Raw genomic sequence first — 13,342 nt, forward strand, 5'->3', positions numbered from 1 at the left:
CTGCAAGGCTACTAATCCCTAACTTCTTAACCACTGCCACTTGTGTTAATGATAGTTCTGATTGCTAAATTAGAAAGAGGTATTTGTCTAATAGTATACTTTGGCTTTAAATCTTATTGTTTTAATTTTGCTGACTCTACCATGACTACCATAAATAAAATTTACCTGCAAGTGTTAGTAAAAGCGCTGGGGAGGGAAAACTTAGTATGCAGCTTCATTTGGATTTTTCAGCTAGCTATGAGCGCTGTATGTAATATCAGACATTGCTCACAGGAGGTGAAAGAAGATTTGGCAAGCAAGCATCGACTCTGTAACCCTAAAACTAACTATGAAAGCAATTACACTGCACCAAAGCAAATGGTAATGGGCATAAGCCATTGAGACGAATTACTGTGAGTAAACACTCCTACACTCAGCAGTCATGTAGCCAAACAGCCTTATTGGTCAAAATGCTCTGCTCTTACCTGATCAGATTATTCTTTATCCGACTGCCGTTGCAGCAGGAAGGCGGTGCATGAAATCCCCAGCAAACAGTAAGCCGAAAATTTTGGTTGTCGATGATGAACCAGACAACCTTGACTTGCTTTACCGCACTTTCTATCGGGACTATAAGGTGCTGAGGGCAGACTCTGGCCCTGCGGCACTCGATCTGCTGGCTCAAGAGGGAGAAGTCGCAGTGATTATCTCCGATCAGCGGATGCCGATGATGAGCGGTACAGAATTTTTGAGCCTGACAGCAACTCAATATCCAGATATTATCAGGATTATTTTAACTGGCTACACCGATGTCGAAGACCTGGTGGAAGCAATCAACGCTGGTAAGGTATTTAAATATGTCACCAAACCGTGGGAAGCTGAGGAACTCAAAGCAGTGGTACGCCAAGCTTTGGATACTCACAATGTCCTCAAAGCCCGCACCCGCGAACTAACCCGCACTCTTCGACAAGAATCGCTGCTGAATACCGTTACAAATACGATTCGCAGTGCTTTAGACTATCGCCAAATTTTGCAGGCAATTGTAGATACAGTCGGTCACATGTTGGAGGTGGATGTCTGTCTGTTGCGTCCCTTCCAAGATGAGCAGTTGGCGGATAAAGGATTCATTTATCAGAAGGCTGTTTCTGAAGAAGCCGAGGAAGTTGCAGTAAGTCTTTCCCCTCTCTCTCCAAAGGGGGGTCTGAGTCCCACCATCCCCGGGCCTGTGTCTCTTTTGGCTGAGACGGTGTGGGAAATCCGCGAAGTCCAGGTGATTCACGATGTTACCGATGATCAGCGCATTCACGGTGATACTCCCGAACTGCGCCAACGTGAAGCTGCTTTTGCTGCTGCTAACATTTGTTCTAGTTTAGTTGTGCCATTGATCTGCCAACAAGAACTGATGGCAGTGCTAGCACTGCACCAGTGTTCTCTGCCTCGCTTCTGGGGGGAGGATGAGGTGCAGTTAGTATTGATGGTGGCGGATCAGGCAGCTTTAGCTTTGTCTCAAGCTTATGCTTACGAACAAGTACGTGCCCTTGCCAAGCGAGAGAGCTTGATTAATACGATTACTAGCGCGATTCGCTCTAGCTTAGATCCCCAAGATATCTTTGCGGCAATTACCCAGCAATTGGGACAAGCTTTACAAGTCGATGGCTGTGTTTTGTCTTTGTGGACAGAGGAAGATGAGTTTGCCGAGTGTGTAGGCTTGTATGACAGTTTTCAACATCCAGAAAATTTGCGTAGGCACAGCCCAACCCAGGCATCGCTAGCCCCGGACAAAAATTTAAGTAGTAATAAGAATTTATTAACTCAGAGAATACCCTATTCTCAAGCATCTATACAGGAGAATCCAATTCTTCAACAGATGCTACAGACACATGAACCAGTGATAATTGGTGATGTCAGCCATTCTGCCTCACAAGTACAGGTTTTTAATTTGCCTTTAAAAATGCCAGGGCGATCGCTAATGGTTGTGCCATTATTGGCTGATGGTAAATGTATCGGTAATATTACTTTGCATGAAGGTAAAAAAGTTCGCCGATGGCTGTCATCTGATATCGATTTGGCGAAAGCAGTAGCAGCTCAAGCCGCGATCGCTGTACAGCAGTCACACTTGTATCAAAAAACTCGCCAACAAGCTGAACGCTTACTAGAATTAGACAAACAAAAAACCGAATTTTTCCAAAATATCTCCCATGAGTTTCGCACACCGATCACCTTGATTCAAGGGCCTTTAGAGTCGGCGGTGGCGGCTGGTGAGGGATTATCTTACTCTCAAAGTGCGATCGCCTTGCGTAACTCCCGCCGCCTGCTGCGACTGGTAAATCAACTCTTAGATTTACAACGCCTAGACGCGGGGAGAATGCAGCCTACTTTCCATCCCTGCGATTTAGTCGAATTTGTCAGCCAAATTGTTGAATCTTTTCGTCCCTACTGTGAGAAAAAAGGACTACATCTCACTACCGAGTTAGATGAATGTTCTACGGTGTACTTAGATATGGAAAAATTTGACAAGGTGGTTTACAACCTACTGTCAAATGCGATGAAGTTTACTCCCGAAGGTGGCACAATCAGCGTCAGACTAAAATCTGAAGGCGATCGTTGTATATTGCAAGTACAAGATACTGGAATTGGCATTCTTAAAGAACAAATTCCCTACCTATTTGAGCGCTTCCGCCAAGCTGAAGGTTCAGCAAACCGCTCCTATGAAGGCAGTGGTTTGGGTTTAGCTTTAGTTAAAGAATTGGTAGAATTACATGGTGGTGAAGTCACTGTGGAATCAGTTTACGGCGAAGGCACTACTTTTAGTTTATGGCTTGTGACTGGAAATGCTCATTTACCGACACAGCAAGTACTAGAAACGCCTACCGAACTGAATATGAGCCGCGCTAGCGTAGAATTGGCTGATTTAGAATTGGTAGAGTCAGCAATAAACAGTATTGAAGATATTACAAGAAACTTCTCCCCCAGTATTGAGACTCAAGACTCAGCCCTCAGCGAAAACTCTGAGGATAAGCTTGCAACTATCAGAGGTTCAAAGACTCAGCACTCAATTTTAGTTGTAGACGACAACCCGGATCTGCGAAACTACGTATCCGAGATTTTCCGCCGCAACGGCTATCATGTACAGACAGCTCGTAACGGTTCTGAAGGGTATGCGATCGCTAAGGAAATTATACCCAACTTGATTGTGACTGACTTAATGATGCCCTTGGTTAGCGGACTTGAGATGATTCAGATGCTCCGCAAAGAGGAGAAACTCAAAGGAACACCAATCATTTTGCTGACAGCGAAAGTAGATGAGGAAACCCGCATCGAAGGTACAGAACATGGGGCGGATGCTTATCTAGCAAAACCATTCAATGACCGGGAACTTTTGGCGGAAGTTCGGAATCTTTTAGGATTGAAGGAAAATGAACGGCGAATCGTGGAGTTAAATACTTATCTAACAGAATCGGTGCTAAAGCGCTTTTTGCCGACTGCATTGGTGCAAAAAGCCGCAACCGGAGATTTAACGTTAGATTTGCGCCCCGAACCACGCTTAATTACAGTTTTGTTTAGTGATATCGTGGGTTTTACACAGCTAGCAAATACTCTCAGATCCAGACGGGTAGCAGAGTTGCTAAATGAATATTTAGCAGCCATGACCAAGGTTGTATTTAGCAATGGCGGCACTGTAGATAAATTTATGGGAGATGCTATCTTAGCTTTATACGGAGCGCCGGAAGAATTAACCCCTAATGAACAGGTGCGTCGTGCCATCAATACAGCAAGAGCAATGCACGGCTCACTGGCTGAGTTGAACCAGCGCTGGCAAGCCCAAGGTGTATTCGATGGCCACAAACTTACTAGCGTACAGTTCCGGTGCGGTATCCACCAAGGTACTGCTGTTGTGGGGATGTTTGGTAGCGCTGAACGTGCCGATTATACTGCTATTGGTCCAAGTGTGAATATTGCTGCAAGGTTGCAAGCTGCTGCTGTTCCCGGTACAATCTTGGTTTCTGCTGCCGTGGCAGATTATTTGCAGGAAGAAGAAATTACTAAAGGTAGTTCGCTAGAACTTAAAGGAGTAGATGAAACAGTTTTGACCTTTGCTGTTACATCAGAGATAATGTTTAATCGCTAAAATTAAGACTGGTATTTTAAAGCATTAGCAATGAGTAAGAGTGCCTAATCATATCCAGTTTTTATAATATGATACCATCGGTTGCAGACAAAACTCCAATTCCAGCCAAGGTCTGGAGAGGACACACTGATCCACCAGGTTTATGGATTTCTGTTGTTATAGCTTCAGTCTCTTTGCACTTGCTGGCGTTCTGGCTGATGCGCTCATCTAATGCATTTAGTCTGTGGTTTCCCCAGCAAAGTCAATCTGCTGTCCCCATTGAATTGATAGACATTACTCCTAGAACAAAATTAATAACCAAATCAAAATCAACAGCCCAAACAGTTTCGCCAAAGCGACTATCTTTAACTCAAAAGTCTGTACCAGCACGTTCACCACAAACAGCACGAACTATACCCAGAAATCAAGATTTTGGCGGAATAAATTCTGCGGATAATCTCCAGCAAAAGAGCCGAATTTACGCCTCTAAAGCTAATAGCAAACCTTTTCCTTTTAGGCAACAGAGAGTTTCTACGCCAAAACCTACAGTCACAGCCAAACCTACAGTCACAGCCAAACCTATAGTCACAGCGAAACCTACAGTCACAGCGAAACCTATAGTTCCAGCCGATAATTTACCTTGGAACCGCCGTCAAGAAATCAAACTGGGAAAGGGAACGCCACTACCAACAGGTATTCCATCAAATTCACCAGTTTCGGAAGCTGAAAACAGAGAAACTCCAGCAACTCGAACTAGGGAAACTCCAGCAACTCGAACTAGAGAAACTCCAGCAACTCCCACTAGGGAAACTCCAGCAACTCCCACTAGGGAAACTCCAGCAACTCCCACTAAGGAAACTCCAGCAACTCCCACTAAGGAAACTCCAGCAACTCCCACTAAGGAAACTCCAGCAACTCCCACTAGAGAAACTCCAGCAACTCCTACTATGGGAGCATCGGTAGCAATAGTAACTCCTTTGCTTAGAGATCAAGTGAGTAACTTGATACAATCAGGAAGATTACGACAAGATGCTTTACCCGACGTTATCGCTTTATACAGGGGAAGCAACACAAAACAGTTAGACTCATCAAGTTTTCTTGTCCACAATTCTGGACTTGAGCCAGCACAAATATTGGCTAGCTTAATAATTGATAACAATGGCAACTTTCAACGGGCTGTAGTTCTAGAAATAGAACCAGCAACACTGCAAAGCGAAAAAAGCAGATATCAGCAAGCCCTCAGCGAAGTTTTCAAAATAGAAAACTTTATTGCTGCTCACAACAACGATGGCAGCAAACCACCCTTGAGCAATCTTTATGTCAGGATCAAAATCCAACCTGCCAATTCCAAATAAATGCTTGAATTTTCGCAACCACTGTGTTATATTTAGAAAGTTGGAGATTTGCGGGCGTAGTTTAGTGGTAAAACTATAGCCTTCCAAGCTATTAATGCGGGTTCGATTCCCGCCGCCCGCTTAGAACGAGAAACCCAGAAATGCAGTAGTGCAAGAAGTAAGTCTGCGTTTGGTAAAATAACCAGTTCAAAACTAACTGGTTCAATCATGGAATGCCTACGAATTAATAGCAAGGTAAGGCAACACTAGTACTAGGCTCTATTCTCGAGTGGGTTTTTTGCCCGCCCAGTAAATGCAAGTCTGATGTTAAATAGCTTAATTATTACTTTTATTGACCAAAAATAGCCATAATTGATCAAGCGATGCCTGCGGTGGGCTACGCCTACGCTAATTTTAGGAATAAGAATTAAATAACATACGCGATATGCAACTTATTCTTGGAACCCCGCTTCCATTCCTCTCCCCCACAGTCCGAGAGGCTTTGAATCTTACTCCCCTTGCCTCTCTTCTCTACGAGAGGCTTCGCCAACGAGACGCTGCGCGAATGTAGGGAAGGGGTTGGGTGTTAGGTTTGAGAGAAAATCGCACACGGCGTTAACATACAATTTATGTCCCTGGCTTACCTCACCCTCAATCCCTCTCCTTATAAAGCAGAGGGAAGCTAGAGATAGGATGAAGTTTTGCATTTTATTTAGTCCACGTTCGTTAGCAAAAAAATAAAAAAACTAGAGGAATATCGCACAGCTTTAATTTTCGAGTATCCCTCATTGCTCTAACATCAATAAATGTCAAATATTTATTTATCCAAATTTGCCACTGACGTAATCTCGCGTCTCTTCCTGCTTAGGATTGTTAAAAATTACTTCTGTTAAGTCGTACTCTACCATGTAACCGTTACGACCTCCTGTGTCTGAAGTCCGAACATTAAAAAAGGCTGTCTTGTCAGAAACCCGCGCTGCTTGCTGCATGTTATGGGTGACAATGACGATAGTATATTGTTCTTTAAGTTCGTGAATCAGTTCTTCAACCCGTAAGGTGGAAATGGGGTCAAGAGCAGAGCAAGGTTCATCCATCAGTATAATTTCAGGTTCGACTGCGATCGCTCGAGCAATACATAAACGTTGTTGTTGTCCACCAGATAAAGACGAGCCACTTTGCCGTAGTTTATCTTTGACTTCATCCCACAAAGCCGCTTTTCTGAGACTGCTTTCTACCAATTCATCGAAATTACCTTTATAGCCGTTGATTTTGGCTCCAAAAGTAATATTGTCATAAATTGATTTGGGAAATGGGTTTGGTCTTTGAAACACCATCCCAATTCTCCGACGCACTTCTACAGGATCGATGTCGGATGCATACAAGTTTTTATCGTAAAAAAATATTTTACCTTCTGCGCGAAATGACTCAATCAGGTCATTGAGACGGTTATAGCATCGCAATAACGTACTTTTACCACAACCAGAAGGACCGATAAAGGCTGTAACCTGATTTTTCGGTATATCTAGCCAAATATTCTGTAAGGCTAAAAACTTGCCGTAGTAAATGTTGAGATTTTCGGCGCGTAAAACGGTTTCAGTGTCATTCACTGTGCTAATTTTAGTAGGCATAATATTAAGTCTTGTGTTGGTTTGGGCGATGGGTATCTGGACTATGGATAGTTGTTTACTAAGCTTTTTGACGAGTTGCCCAGCGAGCGATGATACTTGTGATTAAAACCATCAATACCAAAATCAAAGATGCTGCCCAAGCTAGTGATTGCCAATTTTTAAACGGAGAAATGGCATATTTGTAAACCAAAACGGCAAGGGAAGCTGTTGGTTGGAATAAGCTATCAGGCCAAAAGTTGGAAAACAGAGCAGTAAATAGTAAAGGTGCGGTTTCTCCAGATGCTCTGGCGATCGCTAGCGTTGCGCCAGTTACAATTGCTGGTAAAGCTGCTGGTAAGACTACTTGACTTACTGTTTGAAAGTTAGTCGCTCCTAACCCTGCCGATGCTTGTCGCAAATCTGGCGATACTAACTGCAACGCTTCATCGGTAGTTCGGAGAATAATTGGCAACATTAAAATTGCCAGTGCAAACCCTCCACCCAGAGCTGAATATGATCCTAAGTTCAACTTTACCAGTGTTAAAACGACAATGCCATAGGCAAATACCCCAGCAATAATTGAGGGGACTCCACTAAGGACGTTAGCTGCAAAACGTACTCCTCTGGCTACATTAGCCGAACTAAATTCTGTGATGTAAATCGCCCCCAAAACTCCAAAGGGGATGCTAATCAAGGCAGCAATTCCTACCATTAGGAGTGTGCCTAAAATTGCATTACCAAAGCCTCCTCCCTTTTGTAGAGCTTTGGGTGGCAGTTCCACAAACACGGCTAGATTCAGACTGCTAAAGCCTTTAATAATCACGTAAGAAAGTACTGCTAGCAAAGGTAAAAGTGCCAATACTCCGCAGGTAAATGCGATTACGGTCATCACTGTATTAAACAGTGTTCTTTGAGACATGCCCGAGCGAGTTAAACTGCGCTCTGGAAAATTAGAAGTCATAATTTAACCCAAAACTAAGCTATATTCGCTTGACTCTCAGAACGATCAACTCTGCCATAATATTGACTACTAGCGTCAAGAAAAATAGAACTAAAGCCGCGTACATTAAAGCTGCAACTTGCAAACCACTAGCTTCTGAGAATTGATTTGCTAGTAGAGAAGAAATTGTATTAGCTGGTGCTAAAAGAGAGATACTGATGTTGTTGGAGTTGCCAATTAACATCGTTACAGCCATTGTTTCTCCCATTGCCCGGCCGAGTCCCAGCATCACAGCACTAACTATGCCCGAAAAGGCTGCTGGAATGAGAACTTGCAAAATTGTTTCCCAACGCGTTGCTCCTAGTCCTAGAGAGGCTTGACGCAAACTGGAGGGTATAGAAATCAAGGCATCGCGGGATAAGGCTGTGATGATTGGCAAAGTCATAATCGCTAAGATGACTCCTGCCGGCAACATTCCTGGTCCTGTAGGAGAAGTGCTAAAAAATGGCACCCAACCAAAGTAACTATTGAGCCATTTTCCGAAGTTGGTTAAGATTGGCACTAAAACAAAAATACCCCACACGCCGTAGACAACGCTGGGAATAGCTGCCAGCAGTTCTACTGCGAAAACCAGTACCAACTTCACTTTAGCGGGCAAAAAATCCTCGCTCAATACAACAGCAGTACCAACCCCAATTGGTACTGCTATCAGCAGACCAATAAAAGAACTCAAGAGAGTTCCATAAATTTGAGGTAGCACCCCATAGCTATCATTAACTGGGTTCCAAGTGGTGTTGGCTAAAAAGCCAGCACCAAACTTTTGGATGGCAGGCCAAGCGCCAATTGCAACCTGTGACCCGATCCATAATAAAGTGGCAGCAACCCCAAAGGCAAAAATTTTAGTCAGCCAAATAAAACCCCGATCTAGGGACTTTTCTACGTCAGAGCGATTTTTCATCGCTGATGACAGATTTTGAGAATTTGTAGTCATGAATACCGACTTTAACAATTAAATCAGAGAACAATGTGTGAGGCAAGGAGAATAAAATTGTCGCATCATCATCTGGTTAAATTCATCCGTTAGTAACTACCTGTTCACAGTTACTAATCTCCATAGAACGACCAGTCTATCAATTATTGATTAGGGATATTTGATGCTTACTTGCTAGCGCTAGGACCACTGCCAACAGAGATTTTATACTCTGGACTGATTTGGTCAGCAGCAGCAGCTACCTTGGTAATGACGTTTTGAGGTAGAGGAACATACCCTAGTGTCGTAGCCTGTTTCTGACCCTCAGTTAAAGCGTATTCGATAGCGGCTTCAATTGCCTTAGCTTTTGCCGCATTGGAATATTTCTTGTAAGCCAAAATCCAGGTGTAAGTGACGATGGGATAGGAATTGGCCCCTTCTGGATCGGAAATGAAGACGCGGAGATCTGGTGGTAGAGCTACTGATTCGAGAGTTTTAGAGGCTGACTGCTCACTAGCTACAACAAACTTACCGCTTTTGTTTTCCAAAGCAGCAAACTTGAGACTATTTTGTTTGGCATAGCCGTACTCGACATAACCAATAGAACCTTGAATTTGTTGGATTTGGGCGGTAACACCCTCATTACCCTTAGCACCGGTTCCCGTAGGCCAGTTGACAGTTTTGCCTTCACCAACTTTAGTTTTCCACTCCGGGCTAATAGCGCTGAGGTGTTTTGTAAAGACACCCGTGGTTCCGCTACCATCGGAACGATAGACAACTGCGATCTTATCTTTAGGTAGTTTTGCACCTGGGTTAGCCTTGGCAATTTGGGGATCATCCCAAGACGTGATTTTGCCTAGTAAAATATTGGCGTAAACTGTCCGTGGTAGCTTGAGTTCTGGAACATCTGGCAAGTTGTAAGCCAGCACGATACTACCAGCAGTCACAGGCAGTAAAATAACGCCCTTATCTGCTGGCACTTTCTTGATTTCTTCATCCTTCATCGCAACATCGCTGGCACCAAAGTCTACAGTACCTTTGATAAATTGCTCAACTCCAGCACCGCTACCAACTGATGCATAGTCAACTTGCAGATTTGAATATTTTTTGTTTAAATCCGTGAACCAAGTGTCATACAGTGGTGCCGGAAAAGACGCACCAGCTCCGGTTAACTTTACGGTTCCGCCAAGGTCTAATTTGGCGGGGCTAGAGGTAGTAGTCTCTGTAGCCGTGCCAGAAGGAGTCTCCTTGGTGGCTGTATTATCTGGGGTTTGCTGTCCGCCACAAGCTGCTAGGCTGATTGTCAGTGCTAACACTGAAATTGAACCTGTGAGGCGATGAGTTGTTAGTACGCTAAGACGTGAGAGCATCGCGATCAATTTTTTATTAAATTTCCAGGTGAGCGTTTCTAAGATACTCCTAAAAGACTACAATTAAGATTAACAATAGGTTAACAAAGTAAAAAATACTTATTTTTTTTTGATAAAGTGTAAACCCTTATTTCTAATTTGGCTTGATAAATTTTATACTTTAACTAAAGTTAAAGTTAGGAATAGTACCAGATATAAGATACTTACACGTATTTACAAAACTTTATTCTTAGTGTATTTTCGTTGGTCAAGTCATCAAAAAACTATGTCAATAGATGATAAAGCGTGGTAAGCTAATGTAATTTTGATTTGCATAATCAGGGCGGGTTAAGATGCCCAGCCCACAAGAGTTTTACTTCCAGGTAATATGCAACTTTTATGTCCAATAGCGATCGCCTAAAAAAACTGGATTAAGGAAATATTTTAAGCACTTTGTAGCCAATTTAGGCAATGCTCTGAAAAATTAGTAGAAAAAATATTAAGCTCAATGGCATTGATTTTACTATATTTTAGGTGAAATCCCAGAATTAGAACACACTTCAGTCAATAAAATCAGACAATAGATACCTAAGCCGTAATTCGCAGAATTGAAAAATTCTATACCAAAAAGGCAAAAGAAAATATGCTAGTTCTTAAGATATCAGCACAAATTTCATTTCAATATTAATGTTTATAGTGGTTCCTGTTGGTTTTCCCTTTTGCCTTTCCCTGGTTGCCTGATAAATGTTTGCTGCTTCCAATCAATTACTATGGTCAATGATTGGCTTACTCCTGACAATGGGTGGTACCTTCCTAGAAGCTTATGGCATCACCTTACCTTGGAGTTGGAGTAAGCACGGAATTCAGACTTTTTCTTTAGGTGTCTATTGTCAAATTGGCGCAGTGCTGTTGGTGGGTTGTTTAGGGGGCAAAAATGCCGGTGCGCTCTCGCAAATTGCCTATTTAGTCATGGGGTTAACCTTATTACCTGTATTTGCCGATGGTGGCGGTATTGGTTATATGAAGCTGTCTCAGTTTGGCTATCTACTAGGCTTTATTCCTGGAGCTTGGATTTGTGGCTTGTTCGCCTTTAAAGCTAGACCTCGACTAGAAACTCTCGCTTTTAGTTGCATCTGTGGCTTGTTAACTCTCCACCTATGCGGTATTACTTATTTGATTATTAGCTATATTTTTCAGTGGAAAGGCACAGAAAATCTATCCTTGATGCAAGCAATACTCAGATACTCGTGGTTTGCGCTACCAGGTCAACTAACTCTGGTGTGTGCCGTTAGTGTAATAGCATATATATTGCGTCACTTAATGTTTTATTAGTTGATTGTCATTTGTGAAAAGCTTATGACCAATGACCAATGACCAATGACCAATGACCAATGACCAATGACCAATGACCAATGACCAATGACCAATGACCAATGACTAATTCGCCATGCGTTTAAAAAATAGCCTTTTCTGGATCGCTGCCTTCATAGCTTTTTTCTTAGACCAAATAACAAAATACTGGGTGGTTCAAACCTTTAGCTTGGGGCAGACACTACCACTTTTATCTGGGATATTTCACTTCACCTATGTGACTAACACTGGTGCCGCTTTTAGTCTGTTAAGTGGGAAAGTAGAGTGGTTGCGCTGGTTATCTTTAGGAGTGAGTTTAGTATTGATAGCGTTGGCGTTGTTTAGTCCAACATTAAATTTGTGGGATCAGTTGGGCTATGGCTTAATTTTAGGTGGAGCTATGGGTAACGGTATTGATCGCTTTGTTTTAGGCTACGTCGTTGATTTTCTTGATTTTCGCCTGATTAACTTTGCTGTATTTAATGTGGCAGATTCATTTATTAGTATCGGTATTGTTTGCCTATTAATTGCTTCCTTGCAAAAAACACCGACTTCAACTGGCGGGTTGCATTAAATTATTAAGCCTGGGATGATTAATCCCAGGCTATTGATTACTGAAACCCTTGTTTAGTCCTATATGCGAAGACTTGATCTCTAGGTTCCAGGAATTTTGATTTATGATCTTACACCAGTTTGCATAACTGGTGTAAGAGGTCAAGATGCGCTGGCGATCGCTGATGGCAAACTAGTATTCAGATTATGTTATACCTCAGCTTTTAATTTAATTACCTGTGCCAGGAGCTTTTGGCGAACTAGAGTCTGGAGTAGTGGGAGAGCTACCTGGTTGGATACTGCTGCCAGGAGTGCCAGGAGTGCCAGGTTGTTCAGGTGGGGTTGAGCTACCTGGTTCAGTACTGCTACCAGGAGTACCAGATTCAGGTGGAGTAACGCTTCCTGGTGCTGGAGTTAAGTTGTTAGGAGTACCAGGTTCAGGTGGAGTAACGCTTCCTGGTGCTGGAGTTAAGTTGCCAGGAGTACCAGGTTCAGATGGGGTAACGCTTCCTGGTGCTGGAGTTAAATTGCCAGGAGCGCCAGGTTCAGGTGGAGTAACGCTTCCTGGTGCTGGAGTTAAGTTGCCAGGAGCGCCAGGTTCAGGTGAAGTAACGCCTCCTGGTGCTGGAGTTAAGTTGCTAGGAGCGCCAGGTTCAGGTGGGGTAACGCTTCCTGGTGCTGGAGTGCTTTCGGGAGTAGTGCTGCTATTGGGCGTCGTGGTTTCTGCTGGTACTGTAGTGCTACTAGGAGCGCTAGGAGTGAGTGCTGTGCCACCGGGACAGCGAGAGTTGAGCGGAAAATACTCGCAGAGAATTTTCATCCCTTCTGGCGACATTTTGATTTCTGCTGGTGCACTAGTGGCATCGCTACTGGATTCGGCTATGGGGGATTTACTGGATTGGCCTACAGCAATGTTAGCGGTGAGCGCCAAAGATAGAGCTGTACCAATCATGGTCAGAGATTTTCCGATCATTCTAAAATTAACCTCAACGGAACACTCGCCCCATTAAAACAAACTATCAGATTTAGAAAATCTTCCTAAATGAAGATATTTAGGTTTGTTTCAAAATATGTGGATATGTAAAATTGGTAAAAATTAAATCTGTTGTTTCTTGATAAGTAGTGTTTAAAAATACAAAAGCAAAAGTTATGGTTG

9 protein-coding genes and 1 tRNA gene are annotated in these 13,342 nt (G+C 43.1%); 5 read left to right on the top strand and 5 right to left on the bottom strand.

Annotated features, from left to right (window positions below; all coding sequences use genetic code 11):
* The first annotated feature begins 514 nt into the window (after window positions 1-514).
* From V7K15_RS18335 to V7K15_RS18345, 3 genes are all read left to right on the top strand, one after another.
* On the top strand, window positions 515-4,105 hold the full coding sequence (locus tag V7K15_RS18335) for a response regulator (RefSeq protein ID WP_334907396.1): 3,591 nt from the start codon (window positions 515-517) through the stop codon (window positions 4,103-4,105).
* A 68-nt stretch (window positions 4,106-4,173) separates the two neighbouring features.
* On the top strand, window positions 4,174-5,439 hold the full coding sequence (locus tag V7K15_RS18340; protein ID WP_334907398.1) for a hypothetical protein: 1,266 nt from the start codon (window positions 4,174-4,176) through the stop codon (window positions 5,437-5,439).
* Between the two features lie 50 nt (window positions 5,440-5,489).
* Window positions 5,490-5,560: transfer RNA gene (locus V7K15_RS18345), tRNA-Gly, on the top strand.
* Window positions 5,561-6,239: 679 nt separating this feature from the next.
* Here V7K15_RS18345 and pstB read toward each other — a convergent pair.
* The 4 genes from pstB to pstS all read right to left on the bottom strand — a co-directional run bounded on the left by pstB (window position 6,240) and on the right by pstS (window position 10,305).
* Window positions 6,240-7,046 carry a phosphate ABC transporter ATP-binding protein PstB gene (pstB, locus tag V7K15_RS18350; RefSeq protein WP_334907400.1) on the bottom strand — a complete coding sequence of 269 codons (807 nt, stop codon included), beginning with the start codon at window positions 7,044-7,046 and terminating at the stop codon, window positions 6,240-6,242.
* Window positions 7,047-7,104: 58 nt separating this feature from the next.
* On the bottom strand, window positions 7,105-7,986 hold the full coding sequence (gene pstA, locus V7K15_RS18355) for a phosphate ABC transporter permease PstA (RefSeq protein WP_334907402.1): 882 nt from the start codon (window positions 7,984-7,986) through the stop codon (window positions 7,105-7,107).
* Between the two features lie 19 nt (window positions 7,987-8,005).
* Complete coding sequence (gene pstC, locus V7K15_RS18360; RefSeq protein WP_334907404.1) at window positions 8,006-8,956, bottom strand: phosphate ABC transporter permease subunit PstC; 951 nt, start codon at window positions 8,954-8,956, stop codon at window positions 8,006-8,008.
* 167 nt (window positions 8,957-9,123) lie between these two features.
* Complete coding sequence (pstS, locus tag V7K15_RS18365; RefSeq protein WP_334907406.1) at window positions 9,124-10,305, bottom strand: phosphate ABC transporter substrate-binding protein PstS; 1,182 nt, start codon at window positions 10,303-10,305, stop codon at window positions 9,124-9,126.
* A gap of 723 nt (window positions 10,306-11,028) precedes the next feature.
* On the opposite strand from pstS, the gene V7K15_RS18370 reads away from it, so the two are divergent.
* On the top strand, window positions 11,029-11,616 hold the full coding sequence (locus tag V7K15_RS18370; protein ID WP_334907408.1) for a biotin transporter BioY: 588 nt from the start codon (window positions 11,029-11,031) through the stop codon (window positions 11,614-11,616).
* 115 nt (window positions 11,617-11,731) lie between these two features.
* Window positions 11,732-12,208 carry a signal peptidase II gene (gene lspA, locus V7K15_RS18375; protein WP_334907410.1) on the top strand — a complete coding sequence of 159 codons (477 nt, stop codon included), beginning with the start codon at window positions 11,732-11,734 and terminating at the stop codon, window positions 12,206-12,208.
* A gap of 207 nt (window positions 12,209-12,415) precedes the next feature.
* Here the strand turns inward: lspA and V7K15_RS18380 are convergent, their stop codons facing one another.
* Window positions 12,416-13,138 carry a hypothetical protein gene (locus V7K15_RS18380; protein WP_334907412.1) on the bottom strand — a complete coding sequence of 241 codons (723 nt, stop codon included), beginning with the start codon at window positions 13,136-13,138 and terminating at the stop codon, window positions 12,416-12,418.
* Window positions 13,139-13,342 lie beyond the last annotated feature (204 nt).

The organism is Nostoc sp. (assembly GCF_036919815.1).
Classification (GTDB): domain Bacteria; phylum Cyanobacteriota; class Cyanobacteriia; order Cyanobacteriales; family Nostocaceae; genus Nostoc.

Coding starts and splice junctions, on each gene's coding strand:
- pstS (WP_334907406.1), bottom strand. CDS start 10,305: ATGCTCTCACGTCTTAGCGTACTAACAACTCATCGCCTCACAGGTTCA.
- pstA (WP_334907402.1), bottom strand. CDS start 7,986: ATGACTTCTAATTTTCCAGAGCGCAGTTTAACTCGCTCGGGCATGTCT.
- V7K15_RS18380 (WP_334907412.1), bottom strand. CDS start 13,138: ATGATTGGTACAGCTCTATCTTTGGCGCTCACCGCTAACATTGCTGTA.
- lspA (WP_334907410.1), top strand. CDS start 11,732: ATGCGTTTAAAAAATAGCCTTTTCTGGATCGCTGCCTTCATAGCTTTT.
- pstC (WP_334907404.1), bottom strand. CDS start 8,956: ATGACTACAAATTCTCAAAATCTGTCATCAGCGATGAAAAATCGCTCT.
- V7K15_RS18340 (WP_334907398.1), top strand. CDS start 4,174: ATGATACCATCGGTTGCAGACAAAACTCCAATTCCAGCCAAGGTCTGG.
- V7K15_RS18335 (WP_334907396.1), top strand. CDS start 515: ATGAAATCCCCAGCAAACAGTAAGCCGAAAATTTTGGTTGTCGATGAT.
- V7K15_RS18370 (WP_334907408.1), top strand. CDS start 11,029: ATGTTTGCTGCTTCCAATCAATTACTATGGTCAATGATTGGCTTACTC.
- pstB (WP_334907400.1), bottom strand. CDS start 7,046: ATGCCTACTAAAATTAGCACAGTGAATGACACTGAAACCGTTTTACGC.